Here is an 18,563-nt window from a genome sequence, read left to right on the forward strand (position 1 = left end):
ATCATTTACTGAGAATGACAACGGTGGTGAGCAGGGAGATGACGCCTATGATAGCCGGTAGCAGCTGCACTGTTTTAGAAGAAGGGAACAGGCGGTTGGAACCGGGTTTTACATAGATCACATCATTATTGGCGAGATAGTAATAAGGAGAGGACAAGGTCCGGCTATCGTTAAGGTTGATAGTAGCGTATTGTTTTACGCCGTTCACCTCCCGGATGATCATGATATCATCCCGTTTAGCCGTCACGTTAAGATCACCGGCCATACTGAGCGCATCCAGCAGGGAGGCCCGCTCCGCCCCTATCCGGAATGAACCCGGATGGGCCACATCGCCCAGCACGGATATCCGGAAATTGACCAGCCGGGTGGATACGAATACATTCTTCACCGTTTTGCCCAGCTCCTGCGCCACCTGGTCATTGATGGCCGCCGTGGTCTTATCCAGCACATTGATCTTACCCGCCAGGGGTAAGGTGATGTAACCCGCGCTATCTACCAGGTAGCCCTGTTCCAGGCCGCTGCCGGGCGTACCGGGCGCGCCGGACTGGTAAGGATTCAACAGCAGGGAAACGTCTTTGTCGAACGTAGTGATGGTGATCTGTAATACATCGCCCCGTTGTACCCGCATCTGTGGCAGGCGGTTTAGGGAATCTGTGCCGGCAGTAGCGGCGATGTCGTTAAAATAGGTGAGCTTACGGGCGCCGGCGCATCCCGCAAAAATGACCCATAAAACAAATAAAGTTGCGCGTAGTTTAAATCCCATATTTTATGATTAATGTCAGCGCGCTGCCTGTAGGCAGTTGCAGCTGTAGGTGTAACAGGTTTCGTATAGTTTATGAGATCTTACCGGATACAGCCGGCGTATCTGCCATGATAACGCGTTTTTTCTCTTTCCTGGAAAAGCGTTCCCGCAGCCGCTCCTGGGCGGGAAACTCAAAATAGTAGTAGGTGAAGATGCTCACCGGTATCAGTACGCAAAAGAATAATAACATCATATATGGAGAATGGTACAGTGTACGGCTATAGCCCAGGTAATCCGTTACCAGCACAAACATGATCATCAACGGGAAATGTAACAGATACATAGCATAACTGCTATTACCCGGAATGGACCATTTGCGGCTGAGCTGCCCCTGGCCTGTTTCCCATAAGACCAGGGTCAGGGCGGTAAGCGGGGATATGATGGTACGGAAGAATAAAGTACCGCCCAGGTGGAATAACGCCTCTGAAAAAGGCTGGTCCCCGCCTGGCAATGACTGTTTAACACCCGGTATCCACAGGGACTGCAGGATCGATAAACGGAAGGTGATCAGCACCGCTGCCCATAACAGGATCGTGAGCGTTCCCACCGGCCATAGAAAGGCCTTTACCATATTCCGTTGCACGATCCAGCTATACAGGTAATATACCAGCGCGCCCAGGAAAAAGGAGTAGACGCCTTTACCAATAATGGCGTAAAAATGCTGGATCAGCGCGCCAATAGGTATTAACAGTATAAACAGCCAGATCTTGCGCTGCAGCTTCAGGCGGCAAATGATAAAGAACAACAGATACAGGAATACTTCTACAGATACGGACCAGGATGGGCCGTTAAAGGAAGGGCCTTTTTCAAAGCCCCAGTTCTGCATAAAGAACAGGTTGAGTACAAAATGATAGAGGTCGTTATACTGGATAATGAAGTAATGATTCTCATTGATCAGCATCAGCCACTGCAGTAAGATAATACCGGCCAGGGTAACCAGGTGTATAGGGTACAACCGGCTGAAGCGGTAATTAATGAACTTGCCAAAGTTTAGCTTGCCCGTAGCAATACGCTCCGCATACAGCCAGAAGAATACAAAACCGGAAAGCAGGAAGAACAGGTCCACCGCCAGCACGCCATAATCATAGAAGAAAGATAACGTACTATAGTAAGGCAAGGCGGTTTTCTCATAACCGTCCAGCACGAATACATCATTTTTATAATAGAACAGCTGCCAGTGATACAGTACAACTACGGTAGCCGCTATCCCCCTGATAGCATCCAGCGAATAGAAATGTGCAGGCTTCGTCTTAGGGGGGTTAAGATTATAGATTTTCATAGCAAAAGACGATGGATTAACTCCAAATTAGCCATAATAAACCATGTACATTCCCGTTCAGAATGAATGAACAGGAATGGATAATGATAACAGAATGAACAAAATGATAACGAAGACTACGCTTGTTTATTTATTTTTATTTTGTACATAGGTTTTACTGAGCTCCTCGATATTCATTTTCTTGAGCTTTTCATACTCGCTGTCCTTTACGCTTTTGAATGAGTTATAGGTTTTGCCATCCCAGCGCCAGACAGGATACTCGAAACCGGGGCCGCCTATCAGCAGATCAGGATACCCTTTACTAACGGTGGCCAGTACATCCGGCGCCATACCGGGAAAACCCAGGTGTTCCGTATAAGTGCCCGCGCCGTTCCTGATGAACAGCACCACGCTCGAACCGGTATTACCGGAGGTGAAGGTGTTGCCAAATACTACAAAGATCTCTTCCTTTCCATCCTTATTCATATCTGCGGGGTATACCATCGCATTAAAGGGATACTCCTTGCTATCCTTATCCTGGGCAAACGGCTGGTCTTTATTGCCGGAAAGCACAAAACCCAGCTTAGTGGCGATCTGCGCCTTTTCCGCGTCTGTGAGGCTGGTCTTAACGTTCTTAAATAACAGGGAGGCTACCTGGTTGGCTTGTGCAGATAAATTCATGCTCCATAGTACCGCCAGGAGGGCGGTGATCAGGGATGTTCTCATGGTACTGCGTTTTTGAGGTTTACAATGGGTTAAAGGTAGGTATTTCAGTCAGCAGCACATGGCAAACAAAGGCCATTAACAGCGGGTTAACGACATAAGAGCAATAAAAACCACCGGCAATACCGGTGGTTTACAGATTTTTGCACAGTACAGTACGAATTGCTGCGATCATCATTCGTAATTAGTAATTAGTAATTTGTAATTACTAAGTTACCTCGTCCACACTTCATGAATAGGATCACCGGCAGAGCTCTTACCGCTGTGGTCCCATTTATTTCCATCTACCGCTCCCTTAAAGCTCAACGACGCCCCAACCCGGCTGTTATCACGCGAAAAGAATTCGATCTTTTCTGTGTACACGCCATTCTCAAAAGTATAACTGCCGCCGCCGGTACCAAAGAATTCGCCGGTTTCCGTATTGATAGCTACCCATTGGAATTTAGTACCGCTCAGGATCTTGATGGTCTTGCGGGCGCCGGGCTGCATTTCGCTCATCTTACCATCCCTTTCGCGGGCGGTAATGCGCCAAACGCCGGCCATCTGGCTGTTACCTTCATCTACCCTGTTCCAGTTATACTTTTCACCAAGGAGGCTCATGATCAGCTGATCGCCTTCAAAAGAGGCCTCTACTTCCGGGTGCTGCCCAACCTGTGTCTTATCCGCAGAGTTGAACTCCATGGTGGTGGTAGCGCCATTATCGGAATTTTGCCAGGCGCCGCCTTTGGTGGATTTAAAACCGGAGCCATCGTAGCTGACAATGGAAAAATAATTGTCCGTGACCAGCATGAGATGCGTAACGCCGTTACTTTCCGCTTTCCATGCGCCTAGCGGGGATTGTGCTTTTGCGGTAGCAATGCCTGCGAGGGCCAGCAGGACAAACATACCCGTTTTTGCAAGTAGTTTCATATTTGGTGGATTTACCGGGTAAATGTACTAATAGATTGGTTACAACAAACAGCCGCCTATCCGCCTGTGGCGGTAATTTTTCCGTTAAATATTTCCTGTTTATTCATTTAACCTTAACGCCCATTCGCCGGCTCCTCTACAAACGCAATATCCGGGATCTTATAATTCAGCGCCGTCGTGGTCCCGCAGGTAATATCCAGCGTGATCCCCGTGATCCGCCGGGCGCTATCAGACGCCAGAAACACCGCCGCATTGGCAATATCCGCCATCATGGGCATCTCCTTAAGCATCGTATCCTCCTTCATCTTGGTGATGAAAAACTGCGCCCTTTCAGGGTCCGCCTTCAGGGCATTGGCAAATACCGCTGAATCCGGGGAGCCGCCGGAGCGGATGTTCACTACCCGTACGCCATAAGGCCCCAGCTCAGAGGCCAGATCGCGGGAAAAGCTCTCTACCGCGCAACAGGCCGGCCCAAAACCGCCTACATGCGGATAGCCGATCCCGCCGGGCGTGGCCGTAAGGGATAATATCACCCCGGACCGCTGTTGCATCATGATCCTGGCGGCTGCCGTGCAGGTGATAAACTGCGTTTGCATGGCGATGTTAACCGGGCGTATAAAGTCCTCCAGCAACATATCCGTTAGCGCAAGGTTCTGCTTATCCTGCCAGCCAATGGCGTTAAAGGAAATATCAATACTGCCCACCTTCTTTTCCAGGAAATCCCGCACAGCCTTTTCATCCAGCGCATCCAGCACCGCAGTAGTAGCCTTGCCGCCAGCGCCGGTAATATCAGCGGCTACTTGTTCCAATGACTGGGAAGTACGGCCGGTAAGCCATACATGAGCGCCCGCCCTGGCAAGCGCACGGGCCACCGCTCCGCCCAGGGAGCCGCCAGCGCCGTGTACAACAGCATTTTTTCCGTTAAGCGTCATAAAATGAAGTTTTTGTGCTTTACAAACATATCCCTTAATCCCATGTAAAAAGGTAGCTGAATGTGACTTTTTCCGGGGTGTTTTGCGACAATAGCTGTTGATATATTAGTTTGAATTCAAACCAATTTATCCGTATATTTACAAGGTAAATCTGCCTGTATGACAACGACCCACCATGTGGCGGAGCTGGCCCGCGAACTAAGCCGCTCCCTGACAGAAATGCGGAGCTATCTGCGGCGGCACATGCAGTGCAAAATAAAAGAGCACCAGCTGGATATCTCCTTTGAGCTGGTGGAAATACTGGCCTATCTATGGCGCAAAGACGGAGTAAACCAACAGGAAATAGCAGACATCATCATCAAAGATAAATCCAGCACCACCTACCTGATAGATAACCTGGTAAAACGGGATCTTGTAAAACGTGTGGAAGACGGTAACGACCGTCGTAATAAACTGATCTACCTGACCCCGGAAGGCAGGCTGCTGCAGGAAAAATTTTATCCACCGGTGATAGCGCTATTTGAAACAGCAACGCAAGGAATACAGGTGGCCGCTATGGAAAAGGCCATCCTGCTGATCAATAAGATGAACGATAACCTAAAGCAATCATTATGAAAACATTACTTATCCCGGTAGACCTGACCGCTACTACAGACAATGCGGTGAACTTTGGCGCAGCATGGAGCAAAACCTATCATTACACCCGCATTATCCTGCTTAAGACTTTTTACCACACCATATTTGATCCTATTGTAATGGCCGCGGAGTATGCCCCGGTGAGCCAGGATTTCCGTCAACAGGAAAGGGAAGAGGCCATGGAGCAGCTGGAAGCCCTGCAACAACGCCTCAGCAACCTCGTAGGCCCTGATATAAGCGTGATGACCGCCATCAGCGAAGCGCCCCTGTTACGCGCCGTGATGGAAATGATCAAAAACGAGCAACCGGAGATGGTGCTGCTGGGCAGCAATAACTACCAGCAATCCACCGGCAGCATAGTGGCGGACAATGTAGTGAGCATAGCCAAAGCCAGCCCCGTACGCGTGCTGATAGTACCCGCGGGGTATACCTATCAACCGGTGCAGCACGCATTGGTGCCGGTGGATCTTAAAGCCTTGCATAACCTGGATAAGCTCACAAAATTGCGCGCCTCTCCCGCCTGGCATGATACAAAGCTGATGGTATTGAACGTAGACCCGTCAGAAAGCTACCGGGAATCGAATGGCGTGTTCCGTCAGGATGAAGAAGACCTCCATAACTACCTGCAGGATTTCCACCATGTATTGTATTACCGCAATGACCAGAATATTATTGACGGCATCATGAACTTTTCCCGGGATCATACCTACCAGCTCATTATCGCCCTGCCGGGTAAACATAGTTTCCTGTACTCTCTAACGCATAAGAGTATATCAGCGGCTATTTACCGCAATGCGCTGGAGCCGGTGATGCTGCTGAAATAAACAGGGTATTTATGGAAATTGGTATATTGGCTGCATCCTAATGACTAAAAAGCATAATGGAGCGGACAATTATGATCTCTATACCTGCCTTCCGCTGTTGGCGGCTTATCCTGACTGTATTAACAGCGGCTGTCTTCACACTCCCGGCATGGGGCCAACACCAGCTTTCCAATGGCCTGCAACACAGCCCATATACCTATATCTACCATATTACGCCCGGGGAAGCGGCGGTACTGACAAAAAAAGGCGCCGCCAAAACAGCTGAAAGCTATCTGCGCACGCCTATAGACTCTTTGTTAACAGACAAACCGGTACCCGCTTTACCAGCAGGCAATTACCTGCTGGTAAACGCCGTTAAGAACGAACTGCAATACAAGCTGCATACCAGCGGCGATGTAACCGCCAAGCTGCTCAGCACCGGTAAAGAACAGCAGGTGATCTTACATACCGGGGAAGGCCGGCTGATCCCGGACGCCACCGTTTACCAGGATAAACGCCGGCTGGCCTATGACCAGTCCTTACAGGTTTATGGTCCCTTACGCCCGGCAAAGGCCAAAACCGTACAGGTGTACTATAAGGATGCCTACTATGCTTTTCCCCTGGAACTACAGTGGAAACGCCCATCGCTGTTCCAAAAGCTGAAGCGCCGGTTTTTCAGACGGGATGAAAGAGACCACGATTACGGCGATTTTTACTACGGGAATACCCCCTACGAAAAAAAGTTCAAAGGCTTTATGGTGTTCAGCCAACCAAAGTACAAACCCGGAGATACCGTGCGGCTCAAAGCATTTGTGGAAACAGCCAATGGAAAGCCGGTCAACCAGCCCCTGTTGTTACGCCTGAGCACCCGCTACCGGGATACGGATACCATACTGGCTACCCTGCAGCCCTACCGCGCAGGCGGCTACCTGTATGAGTTTGTGCTGTCAGCAGCGCTGGACCTCGACCTGGATGAAAAATACCTCATCACGCTGGAAGATGTACGCAGCAGGAAATATGACCCGGCCACCTACGATGGCAATATGGATGACGATGAATATGTACTGCAGCGCAAGGTGCTGGTCCGCGGTAAATTCACCTATGAAGACTATGAACTGGATGCCATCACCTTCACGGCCCGCAGCGATAAAAGGAAGCACCTGCGGGGACAAAGCCCCGCCATTTACCTGAAAGCGGCCGATGAGAACGGGCTGCCGGTGATGGACGGGCGGGTACAGGTATTGGTAACGCCAGCCAGCTATAATGATCCAACGTTCCATGCGCCCCATGTATTCCTCCCGGATACTTTGTGGAACCACAGCCAGGCGCTGGAAACAGTAGGCGAAACCAGGATCAACCTGCCGGATTCCATTTTCCCTGCAGCCAGCTTTAAATACGAGGTGCAATGTATTTTCCTGAACGCCAATAATGAACGGCAGACCCAAACCCTTTCCCAGACCTATAGCGATGAAAGCAGCGAACTGCTGCTTAGCCTGCGGGCCGACAGCCTGGTGATAGACCACCGCACCGGCGGTAAAACCACCACTGCCCAGGGTACCGTATATCTGCTGAACGAAAAACAGGACATTATCGCGCAAAACGCCATCACACTGCCAGCTGTCTTAAAGTTGGATCCGCTGGCAGCTGCCTATAAGGTCACTACAGATAGCCTAACGGAACGTATTACCATACCGCCATCTGATATCTACTGCCAGGGATCAAGAACGGCGGATTCCATTTCCCTCCGGCTGATAGATCCGCTGCACCGGCCGGTATGGTACACCGTATTTGCAGGCAACCAGCTGATCCTGCGCGGATATGGCGATACCCTGCTCTACCAGGCAGCTACCCATACCCCGGATAACTACTCCATCACCCTTCAATACCTGTACGCCGGTAAAATACAGGAAAGCACCTATTACATCCCCTACCAGGATAAACTGCTGACCATCCATACAGATCAACCGGCCGTTGTGTATCCCGGCCAAAGCGCCCATATACAGCTGCAGGTAACAGATCATACCGGCGCCCCGGTGGCAGATGCCGATGTTACCGCCTATGCCATTACAAAGAAATTCGAAGCCGCGATACCTTACGTCCCCTATGCAGGCAAAACTTATCCCGCCCGTAAATCCTATGCGCAAACGCAGGCCAGGCTGCCTGTGCCGGTTACCTACGCCAGCGCGCTGAACTGGGAGAAATGGCGCAGTGAAATGCAGCTGGATACCATGGAATATTACCGGTTCACCCATCCGGCGCCGTTTTACCGGATGGAAGAACAGGCCAGCGAGGGTATTACCCAGATAGCGCCTTTTGTAGTGAGCAAAGGCAATATATTGCCCATCTATCTCTTGTATATCGATGAACAACCCGTATTCTTCAGCAAAGCGCAACAGCTGCAACGGTACAGCTTCCCCGTGTCTGAAGGCTATCACCGCATTAGCCTGCGCACCCGCAACAAACAAATCCGTGTAGATAGTGTAAAGGTGACCGCGTACAGGAAGAACATGATCAGTATTAACCTGGATGCCATCCACCCGTATATACATGTACAGGATATGCCGGATACCCTCACCAGATATGAAGCCGCCTTATGGCGCAAATACATGATGCTCGTGGCGGATAATTTTGGCGAGGACTATACCTACCTGCGCCAGGGCCTGCATGTTTACCTGTTTAACTGGCAGGAACATATGCGTGAACGGTATAGTACGTATCATCAATCTTATATGCTGACCGGCCCCTTTCCCTACAGCGATGCTACCCTGGTGGTAAAACGGCAGTTTGACCAGCCGTTGCTACCGGAAGGCGACTGGCAATACCGGTTTTCCAAAGGTTTAACAGAACGCCAGCAACCGCGTGGCCTACAGGTCTTTTCTTCCTCGCTACCGCGCGCTGATGCGAACTATAACTTCCAGGACTGTGTATTAACAGAAAACGAGATCAACAAACGCTGGCAGGATTACCTGGATGAGCGCAACCAGACCACCCGTGTTTTCACCAACCGCGGCTTCCGCCCACCCGTCTCAGGCCGGCTGAAGATCAATCCCATACGGTACCATAACGGCAAGCAGCCATTTATCACCCATCTGCTGCTGTTCCGTTATGACAATCCGGACTTTATACATACCTATCCCGGCGCTACAACAGATCTGGGCTACCTGGCGCCTGGCCAGTACCGTCTCCTGTACCTGTTAAAGGACAATGCTTTTTACCTGCAGGATAGTATCACCATCACGCCTAAAGGCATTAACTATTATGATGCGGGCTCCGTGTTCCCCTATCCGCCGCCCATGAGGGACATTGACAGTATTGCCGCCATTATAAACAGCCGGCAAACGGAGGATGACTATCACGCAGAATATGATCTGGACCGGATCAAGCGATTTTTCCATACCCGCTACCTGGACACCACCTCATTTAAAGACACCGTGGAGGGAAAGGTCATTAATGATCTGGAACATCCATTGGCCGGTGTGCGGATTAGCCTGAAAGGCACAACCTTCAGTACCTATACCGGTAAGGATGGCCGGTTCCGCATAGCGGTACCTGGCGCCTGCCCCCTTGTTATTGAATCTGATTCGTATGCGCGGGAGTTTCAGGATACCAGGCCAGGTAAATATTATACGATATTGCTGATGCGCCGCTCCCATGGCCTGCCGGAAGTTGAAGCAAGGGCAGAAGAGCTTGAACGCCGCAAGGCGCTTGCCTACGCTACTACTACCTCAACGCTTAACCAGTTGCAGGGAAGAGTGGCCGGCCTGATGATCCGCGGTGCAAGCACCATCAGCCCATCCGCCCCGCTGATCATTGTGGATGGCCAGGTGTACAATGGCCGTTTGGAAGAGCTGGACCCCGGTCTGCTGGGATCAATGAATGTATTGAAACCGGAAGCTGCCTCCGCCATCTATGGCTCCAGGGCAGCCGGCGGCGCAATCATGATCACTACTAAAAATAATAATACCCTCACTGCCGCCAGCACGGAGGAACTCACTGCCCCTGCAGGAGGCAATACGTTACGCCAGCATTTCCGCGACAATGCATACTGGCAGCCCGCCCTGCGCACAGACGCCAATGGCCGGGCCTCCTTTAACGTTACCTTCCCGGATGATATCACTAACTGGCAAACTATCTTTATTGCCATGACGGACAACCGGCAGTCCGGCACCCTGGAAACATCCGTAAAGTCGTTCAGGGTCCTGAGCGCCAATATGGCCCTCCCGCAATTTGCCATTGCCGGCGACTCCATTAACGTAATTGGCAAAACGCTGTATTACGGCACTGACAGCGTACTGGTAAAACGCTCCTTTACCCAGGATAATGGCGCGGCACAAGCGGCCAACCTGCTGGTACGCAACGCGGTGATAGATACTTTTTCCGTAATGGCTCCCAACAGGGATTCGTTAAAGCTGAGATATACCATCCAAAAACCAGATGGTTATTTTGATGGAGAAGAGCGCACCATCCCGGTGTACCGCCCCGGCGTACTGGCCACCAATGGTTTGTTTACCGCATTAAATAACGATACCAGCTTCCGCTTATCCCTCAAGGGCGATACCAGCCCTATACAGCTCTATGCGGAAACATCGTTGTTGCCCGTGCTCTACCAGGAAACAGAAAACATCCGGAAATACGAATACCTCTGCAATGAACAGCTGGCCTCCAAACTGAAGGCAATGATCGTGCAGGAAAAGATCGCGGAATACCTGCACCAGCCATTTAAAGGCAAAAAGAACATCCGCGAATTACTTGACAAGCTGGAACAAACCAGGACCGCTGCCGGCCTGTGGGGCTGGTGGCCGGATAACGGCCCCTCCATGTGGATCTCCCTGCATGTAATAGAAGCAAAGATGGCAGCCTTACAGGCAGGCTACCTGGTATCAACCCATACCAATACGTTTACAGATTACCTGGTCTATAACCTCGATAGTTATTCCGATACGGAAAAATTATCCGCCCTCTTCCTGTTACAGCAGCTGGGCGCTAAACCGGATTTCAAAAGGTATATGGACACCCTGGAACGGCATCCCCTCACCACATATGAACGGCTGCGCCTTATAGAGCTGAAACAGCGGCTGGGCATGCCCGTACAGCTGGATACGCTGATAGCCCGCCAGCAGCATTCGCTCATGGGTAATATCTACTGGGGTAACGAAGGGTATGCATTCTTTGACAACTCCATACAGATCACCCTCAGCATGTACCGTATCCTTAAAAAAGCAGGCGGTTATGAAACATTGCTGCCACGTATACGCAACTACTTCCTAGAGATCAGGAAAGGCGGTGAATGGCGTAATACGTATGAGTCTTCCATGATCCTGGAAACCATCCTGCCAGACCTGCTGGCAGCCAATCCGGACTTGCAACCATCTACCCTCACTGTACAAGGCGATACCACCCTGACCACTACCCGCTTTCCCTTTGCGGCCACTATACGCGGCGGCGCCGCAATAACCATCAGCAAACAGGGCGCCATGCCGGTATACTTTACCGCCTACCAGCGCTATTGGGATACCACCGCGGCCAGCGCCAGCGCCAATTTTACCGTACATACCTCCTTCGATGGGAACGCGGCCGCCACGGTGTTAAAAGCGGGCAAACCGGTAGTTGTAACGGTTGCCGTGCAGGTAAAAGAAACGGCAGATTATGTGATGATCGAGATCCCTATACCGGCAGGTTGCAGCTACGTAAATAAGGGCCAATCCTACCAGTCTGGAGAAGTGCACCGGGAATACTTTAAACAAAAAGTAAGCATCTTCTGCAGCAAGCTGTATAAAGGCAACCATAGCTTTACTATACAACTGCTGCCCCGTTACACAGGTACATATACCCTAAACCCCGCTAAGGCGGAGATGATGTATTTCCCCGTATTTAACGGCCGCGAAGGCATACGGAAACTACGTATTGAATAATACAGGCAACGGATGGAGCGTTTATACCGTATATCTATATTATACGCGAACTAAAAACTCCCATCTTTATGAGCAAAATTACCTGGCGCCTGGCCTGCCTGTTAGCGTGCGCATTTTTTGTGGCCTGTAGCAATGATGATAACACTACCCCAACCGTTGATCCCCAGGCCCCTACCAGCGGTACCTGGCGGGTAAGCCTCTTCTCTGAGCGTGGTAATGATGAGACGGGCGATTTCAGCGGTTATACGTTCACCTTTAACGCCAATAACACCGCCGTGGCCGCTAAAGGCGGCGCCAGCAAAAACGGCTCCTGGAGCATTGGCAACAGCTCCCGGGAATTTAATATAGACTTTGGCGAGAAAAGCGACGCCAATAAGCCGCTGGGCGAGTTAACAGATGATTGGGAGATCATCTCCGTCAGCAGCAATGAGATCAAGCTGAAAGATGATAACGACGACAGCGCGGAGTTTTTAACGTTCACTAAGAACTAGCGCCGTTTACCCGGCAAAAAATACAACAGACCTACAGCTGCCACGAATAACAGCACGGATACAATACATGCGATCAGCGCCACATCCGCATGTTGCGTTAATGCATTATTAAGACCGGTGTACAGCAGCCATATCTGCAGCGCCACGATCAGGATCAGCAAGGTGATAATAGCCAGCATCAGCGTGCTGGATTTATTGGGATGCGCTTTGTCCTGGGCGGACCTGAAATTGCTCATACTAGCTGTTTTTAGGATGTCCGGTCACATAGATCTCATCACCTTTTACGATCACCTGCAACGATGGCAGCGGCCGTGGCGGCGGCCCCTGGATGGCCTCTCCGGTGGCAGCATCAAACCACCCGTTATGACAAGGGCACATGATCTTATTAGTGCCTGCCTGGTAAAATACCGCACAGGAAAGATGGGTGCATTTCTGCTCATACGCTTTGAACTCCCCGTTCTCCAGATGGATAAGGATATACGGAATGGTGCTGCCTGCAATGGTAAAAGAGCGGGTACCGCCCACCGGCAGGGCGGTACGGTTGCATACAAAATGCTCCCCTGTTACCTCCTTTTCCGGGAAGAAGGCAGACTTGATGGCCACCAGCGCGCTACCGGCGGCTAACCCGCCGGATACCAGGCACAGGAATTTTGCAAACTGCCGCCTGGTTACCTGTAATGTTTCTACGGTGCTGTAGGGGAAATCCGTTTTCCAATCGGGTACCGTTTCTTGTTGCTGCTCCATAGCGGTTGTTTAATGTACTTTCAGGAATGTGCTGCCTTTAGGCATCATGATATTCACCTTTGTTTTCACTGTTTCTTTGCCAAAGATGAAAGTATTCACCGGTTCGCTGTTGGGACGCATGGCCCTGATCTCTTCGCGGGTGCCGTAATACAAAGCCTGGCTGGGACAAACAGTAGCGCACATAGGCTTTTTGCCGGCGCTGGTACGGTCATAGCACATGTTGCATTTCATCATCAGGTCATATTGCTCCTGCTTTTTGGGCACGCCAAACGGACAGGCCATTACGCAGTTGGAGCAACCGATACAGCGGGATGTATTGGCCGTATGTACCACGCCAAATTCGTCCTTAGCAATGGCGTCTGCCGGACATACCTGCGCGCAGACTGGGTCTTCGCAATGCATACATACCTGTACGGTAGTTTGTATAGTATAGGCCCTGTCCACATAGTTTACATGGATCATCGATTCCTGTCCGTTTGTTTCACATTCCGCACAGGCCATTTCACAGGCATGGCAGCCAATACAACGCTGCATGTCTACAAAAAACTCCTGGTCGGTGCGGTAGTATGTATTTGTTTCCATATATCGGTTTTTATAGCTCGTATAAGTGGATGACCTGCTGCGTTAAGATTTTATCATCCTGCTTTCATATCATTCCGGTTTTATTCGCTTGCATACGCCGGATTACCTGCTCCGCTCTCCTCCTCCTGCAGCGGCGTTAGCTGGCAGGCGCATACTTTAAACTCCGGTATCTTGGACACCGGGTCCAGCGTACCAATGGTCAACTGATTGGCAGACTTTTTCCCCGGCCAGTGATACGGAATGAACACCGTATCCTTACGGATAGTCTCCACGATATTAGCATGGAACTCCGCCGCACCGCGGCGGGTGCTTACCCGTACCAGCTGCCGCTGTGTAATGCCGTAACGGGCAGCCATTTCCGGGTGTATTTCCAGCAGCGGCTCCGGAAACTGGTCTACCAGCTTGCCAATACGGCGGGTTTGCGTACCGCTCAGGTATTGTGATACTACCCGGCCGGTGGTCAGCACTACGGGATATTCCGCATCCGTTACTTCTGACGGTGGTTTATAGGTAACGGGATTAAAATGCGCTTTCCCATCAGGGGTAGAAAATTTCCGGTCTTCCCACAGCCGGGGCGTACCGGGGTGGTCCAGCGAAGGACAGGGCCAGAATACGCCCATCTGTTTTTCTATCTTCTCATAAGTAATGCCGTAATAGTCCGCCGTGCCTCCTTTGGAGGCTACGCGTAATTCGTTAAAGATCTCTTCACTGCTTTGGAAATTGAATTTATCCCCGGCGCCCAGGCGGCGCGCGATCTCCAGCAGGATCTCCGTATCGGCGCGGGCCTCGCCTGGCGGCGTAACGGCCTGGCGGATGCGGGTCACCCGCCCTTCTGCCGTGGTAACGGTGCCTTCCTCTTCCTCCTGCAGGGAACCGGCTAACACAATATCCGCATGCCGGGCGGTCTCATTCAGGAAAAAGTCGATCGCCACATAGAACTCCAGCTTCTCCAGCGCCTCCCGCACAAACTGGTTATTAGGCAGCGATACCAGCGGGTTAAAACAAATCGATAACAGCCCTTTTACCTCTCCCCGGTGAATGGCCTCAATGAGCGCATAGGCCGTATATCCCTTACCCGGCAGGGCAGATTCCTCAATGCCCCATACATTGGCTATATACTGGCGGTGCTCCGGGTTGGTGATATCGCGGTTGCCCGGCAGCTGGTCGCATTTATGACCATGCTCCCGGCCCCCCTGGCCATTACCTTGTCCCGTAATAGTGCCATAACCGCAGTAAGGTTTACCAATACGGCCGGTGGCCAGTACCAGGTTAATACATCCCAGCACGTTATCCACCCCTTTGGTATGGTGCTCTATACCCCGGGCATGTAAAAGAAAACTGGTCTTTGCCCGGCCCCATAATTCCGCCGCCTGCCGGATCTTTTCTATAGAGATCCCCGTTACGCCGGCGGCCCATTCCAGGGAATAATCCTTCACGGCGGCAATAGTATCCGCAAAACCCATGGTGTAGTTATCAATAAAATCATGGTCCAGCAAGTCTTGCTGTACCAGGTAATTCAGCATGGCCCCATACAGGGCGGAGTCTGTGCCCGGCCGTACATCCAGGTGCAGGTCCGCAGTACGTGCTATAGGCGTTACCCGGGGGTCTATGATGATCAGCTTAGCGCCATTGTCCCTGGCCTGCCATACCCAATGCGTAAGGGTAGGAAAGGTTTCGCTTACATTAGCGCCGGCTATGATGATCACTTCTGCGTGTTTCAGGTCCGCATAGGTATTGGAAGCCCTGTCCAGCCCAAACGCCTTTTTATTCCCAGCCCCTGCGCTTACCATACACAGGCGGCCGTTATAGTCCAGGTTTTTTGTCTGGAAAGCCACCCGGGCCAGTTTGCCCACCAAATAGCTTTTTTCATTGGTCAGCGATACGCCGGAAAGTATGGAGAACGCATCTTTGCCATAGGTTTGCTGTATACGCCGGATAGCGGCGATCGTAGTATCCATGGCTTCCTCCCAGCCCACCGGTTCAAAGCCTTGTCCGGCTACCCGTTTTAGTGGGGACAGGAGGCGGTCCGGGTGATTGTTCTGCAGGTAACGCTGCACGCCTTTGGGGCATAACCGGCCCTCATTAAAAGGGAACTCCATCCAGGGATCAAAACCTACTACTTTATTGTCCTTTACAAGCAGTTTAATACCGCATTGCATGCCGCAGAAGCAGCAATGCGTCTTTACAGACTTATCCGGCTCTTCCCGCCCGTAAAAGCCTTCTTTGGGGGCATAGTTCAAATGAGGTCCATAGCGTTGAATGATCGCATCTGCCTGTACGGGTAATGTAGCCATGCGGGAATATTATTTTAAGTAATGAGTGTATTAACACGGAACAGCAGTCAATTAAATCAGCATCCTTATCATCCAAATAAATGCCCGCCGGCATTCCTGGCCTTCAGATGCGCCGTAGCCAGCGCATCCCGCTTGCCTTCCGGGCTTAGATCCAGATGCGATGTGCCATCCTCCAGCGTAAAATCAAACCCCAGCTCTTTTGTCACCTGCTTCAGGTCCTCCACATGCATTTGCGTGGTGAATGCTTTACCAGTATGCGGACAAACCGCCATACCCCTTCTCTCTCCCTCCTGCCTGTAAATATGCACGCCTATCTGCGCGGGCCGCTGTATGATATGAAAGAACTTACCAAACGGTATCCATATCAGGAACATGATCACAGCAATAGCATGCGTGATGGTCATGAAATTATAGGAGATCCCTTTGAGATAATGATAATCAAGCGTAATACCCAGCCCTGTAACTGCCACCGTAAGCAATAACAGCAGCGGCAGCAGATCGCCGCCAAAGCTTTGCGAAGCGATCAGCCCTCCCTTGGTCACCCGCCGTTTCAGGAAAATAAACACGCCAAAGATCACCAGCAGGGAGCACCAGCTGAGGGCATTAAAAATAAGGCTGGCCCATAACGATCCCAGCGGAAAACCCATCACTTTAAAGCCAAACACGTAGGCCTCATAATACTTGGCGCCGGTGGCATTTATACTGTGGGCGGCGTCCATGGTAAAATAGATCCATCCCAGGGTAAGCGGAATGGTAATGGCAAAGGCCAGCATACAGCCGGTGGCCAGCATAAAATGCCCTATCCAGCGGCTGCGCCCCCTGGGATAAATAAAGCGCTGTACGCCAATGTTCACAAACATTTCCCTGCAAAAACGGGTAAAATATTCCAGGAAATGCCCGGACCGGAACAGCAGCTGCCAGGTACGGCGGAAGTACAAACGTGTAGGCGGCGCTGCAGCCATATGCTGTAACGGTATACCACGCCAAAAACGGCGAATATGGTGCCGATAAGATAGCCAGTGAGCGCAGGGTCAAAATTCTGCAGGCGGCGCGAGCCAATGAAAGTAAGCGCCAACGCCAGCAATGCGGCCACCAGGGCATTGATCAATGCTTTCCGGTTAAGATTAGTTAACATCCGGTGTTAAAGGGTTTTTGTCTCAGCAATGGTTACTATCAAAAACGATTAGAACTTATACATTATTTCTAAACACCTGTTGGGCGGAATTGTTCACTTTTACACGCTTCACCAGCTCAATGATCAGGCCAATACCTACAATGATCCAGGTAACGGCCCCTATAAAAACAAATAGGTGCGAAACAGGCAGCAGGAACGCAAAGCCAGTTATCTTTGCATAATTAAAGGTGCAGACCCCATACATACCCAGCGGAAATACCATTGACCAGTACTGCGGATCGTATTGCAACGGCACCCGCGCAATAAAATGGCGGTAAAAGAACAGCAGGAACAGCAAGGGTACCCACCAGCTGGCAAAGGCCCAGAAGAACAGGGTAAAGGTCTCCACAAAATAGGTCCAGTGCTCCAGGCCGGGATGCGACCGCCCAAACATCACCAGCCGGGAACCCGCCAGCGCGGTAATAGCCACCGCCCCCATATTGATCCAGTAGGGTGGCGTAAGCAGCTCCGCCTTCATGCTGATGAACAGCCAGCGGTAAAAGATCAGGCCTATCAATACCAGGTATAACATGCCCCCTATCATGTAGGTGCATAACGCAATAAAGGCAATATAGGATGAATGAACGGCAATAAGCGCGCCCAGCACGGCCACAGATTCAGTGGATACTACGATGAGTAACCAGGCCCCGCTGATGCTTTGCTCAAAAACCGGCTTGGGCTCCTTCAGGATGTTAAAGAGGAAGAAAGTATATAACAGCAGCGCCCACAGCACAAAACCTGTGATCCATACATACAGCGCCCAATCCGCCCTGTTGAGGATAATGACCAGTTGACTGCCCAGTATATTGGTGCCGGCTACCAGGGTAAGGAAGGTAACGCCCCTGGCCGGGTGATGAAGATCCGACCATACAATTTGCGGATACCGGTAGATCCGCAGGAACAGGATCAGTAACAGGATGATAAAAAAACAAACATTCGCGGCCAGCAGACTAATGGCAGGTACATGATACCCCCACAATTGCAGGCCAATAGAAACGATGCCGGTGGCCATGACCAACGCAAAATACCCGGGAAAGAAATTCTCCAAAGTGGTAATATTGACAGGCTGGCCAGGGACGGGCATTTGATGGAGGGTTTGCATGGACCGTTGCGGTTTATTACACATCAACAACAGGGTTATGTTGATTGTTCAACGGTCCATGCATTGCCCGCCACTTATCCTGCATTAATACTATTTAAACCCACATCAACCCCAGATCAAGTCCACATCAGGTCCGCCTTATCTCCACGTGCACCTGCAGTGTGACTGCTATTTACTCCTACTGTGCTCCGTAGTTAATAT

The 18,563-nt window shown here is 51.0% G+C and carries 16 protein-coding genes; 4 read left to right on the top strand and 12 right to left on the bottom strand.

Going from position 1 to position 18,563, the window contains the following annotated elements; genetic code table 11:
• Window position 1: 1 nt before the first annotated feature.
• From F0L74_RS27400 to F0L74_RS27420, 5 genes are all read right to left on the bottom strand, one after another.
• A complete protein-coding gene (locus tag F0L74_RS27400; protein WP_149841092.1) occupies window positions 2-763 on the bottom strand; it encodes a polysaccharide biosynthesis/export family protein in 762 nt (253 codons plus the stop codon).
• A 70-nt stretch (window positions 764-833) separates the two neighbouring features.
• Window positions 834-2,081: an acyltransferase family protein gene (locus F0L74_RS27405; protein WP_149841093.1), complete on the bottom strand. Its 1,248-nt coding sequence runs from the start codon at window positions 2,079-2,081 to the stop codon at window positions 834-836.
• Window positions 2,082-2,207: 126 nt separating this feature from the next.
• The gene (locus F0L74_RS27410; protein ID WP_149841094.1) at window positions 2,208-2,786 is read right to left on the bottom strand and encodes a hypothetical protein; all 579 of its coding nucleotides are present in this window, start codon (window positions 2,784-2,786) and stop codon (window positions 2,208-2,210) included.
• Between the two features lie 210 nt (window positions 2,787-2,996).
• Window positions 2,997-3,692, bottom strand: a complete 696-nt coding sequence (locus F0L74_RS27415; RefSeq protein WP_149841095.1) for a lipocalin/fatty acid-binding family protein — start codon at window positions 3,690-3,692, stop codon at window positions 2,997-2,999.
• 113 nt (window positions 3,693-3,805) lie between these two features.
• A complete protein-coding gene (locus F0L74_RS27420) occupies window positions 3,806-4,624 on the bottom strand; it encodes an SDR family NAD(P)-dependent oxidoreductase (RefSeq protein ID WP_149841096.1) in 819 nt (272 codons plus the stop codon).
• Window positions 4,625-4,783: 159 nt separating this feature from the next.
• On the opposite strand from F0L74_RS27420, the gene F0L74_RS27425 reads away from it, so the two are divergent.
• The 4 genes from F0L74_RS27425 to F0L74_RS27440 all read left to right on the top strand — a co-directional run bounded on the left by F0L74_RS27425 (window position 4,784) and on the right by F0L74_RS27440 (window position 12,466).
• Window positions 4,784-5,239 carry a MarR family winged helix-turn-helix transcriptional regulator gene (locus tag F0L74_RS27425; protein WP_149841097.1) on the top strand — a complete coding sequence of 152 codons (456 nt, stop codon included), beginning with the start codon at window positions 4,784-4,786 and terminating at the stop codon, window positions 5,237-5,239.
• The gene (locus F0L74_RS27430) at window positions 5,236-6,084 is read left to right on the top strand and encodes a universal stress protein (RefSeq protein WP_149841098.1); all 849 of its coding nucleotides are present in this window, start codon (window positions 5,236-5,238) and stop codon (window positions 6,082-6,084) included. Before F0L74_RS27425 ends, F0L74_RS27430 begins: the two co-directional genes overlap by 4 nt.
• Before the next feature lie 56 nt (window positions 6,085-6,140).
• A complete protein-coding gene (locus F0L74_RS27435) occupies window positions 6,141-11,975 on the top strand; it encodes an alpha-2-macroglobulin family protein (protein WP_149841099.1) in 5,835 nt (1,944 codons plus the stop codon).
• A 68-nt stretch (window positions 11,976-12,043) separates the two neighbouring features.
• Entirely contained in the window at window positions 12,044-12,466 is a 423-nt protein-coding gene (locus F0L74_RS27440; RefSeq protein WP_149841100.1) for a hypothetical protein, read from the top strand.
• Here the strand turns inward: F0L74_RS27440 and F0L74_RS27445 are convergent.
• The 7 genes from F0L74_RS27445 to F0L74_RS27470 all read right to left on the bottom strand — a co-directional run bounded on the left by F0L74_RS27445 (window position 12,463) and on the right by F0L74_RS27470 (window position 18,362).
• The gene (locus F0L74_RS27445; protein ID WP_149841101.1) at window positions 12,463-12,702 is read right to left on the bottom strand and encodes a DUF6755 family protein; all 240 of its coding nucleotides are present in this window, start codon (window positions 12,700-12,702) and stop codon (window positions 12,463-12,465) included. The genes F0L74_RS27440 and F0L74_RS27445 overlap by 4 nt on opposite strands.
• A 1-nt stretch (window position 12,703) precedes the next feature.
• Window positions 12,704-13,210 (bottom strand): Rieske (2Fe-2S) protein, encoded by a 507-nt coding sequence (locus tag F0L74_RS27450; protein WP_149841102.1) that lies wholly within the window; start codon window positions 13,208-13,210, stop codon window positions 12,704-12,706.
• 9 nt (window positions 13,211-13,219) lie between these two features.
• Window positions 13,220-13,792 carry a 4Fe-4S dicluster domain-containing protein gene (locus tag F0L74_RS27455; RefSeq protein ID WP_149841103.1) on the bottom strand — a complete coding sequence of 191 codons (573 nt, stop codon included), beginning with the start codon at window positions 13,790-13,792 and terminating at the stop codon, window positions 13,220-13,222.
• Between the two features lie 80 nt (window positions 13,793-13,872).
• Window positions 13,873-16,086: a molybdopterin oxidoreductase family protein gene (locus F0L74_RS27460; RefSeq protein ID WP_149841104.1), complete on the bottom strand. Its 2,214-nt coding sequence runs from the start codon at window positions 16,084-16,086 to the stop codon at window positions 13,873-13,875.
• 68 nt (window positions 16,087-16,154) lie between these two features.
• Entirely contained in the window at window positions 16,155-17,048 is an 894-nt protein-coding gene (locus F0L74_RS27465; RefSeq protein ID WP_213087090.1) for a hypothetical protein, read from the bottom strand.
• Entirely contained in the window at window positions 16,937-17,221 is a 285-nt protein-coding gene (locus F0L74_RS33695; protein ID WP_213087091.1) for a hypothetical protein, read from the bottom strand. The genes F0L74_RS27465 and F0L74_RS33695 overlap by 112 nt, the downstream gene beginning before the upstream one ends.
• Window positions 17,222-17,276: 55 nt before the next feature.
• Window positions 17,277-18,362, bottom strand: coding sequence for a tellurite resistance/C4-dicarboxylate transporter family protein (locus F0L74_RS27470; RefSeq protein WP_188316195.1), 1,086 nt, complete (start codon window positions 18,360-18,362; stop codon window positions 17,277-17,279).
• Window positions 18,363-18,563 lie beyond the last annotated feature (201 nt).

It is taken from the genome of Chitinophaga agrisoli, from assembly GCF_008386695.1.
GTDB lineage: Bacteria > Bacteroidota > Bacteroidia > Chitinophagales > Chitinophagaceae > Chitinophaga > Chitinophaga agrisoli.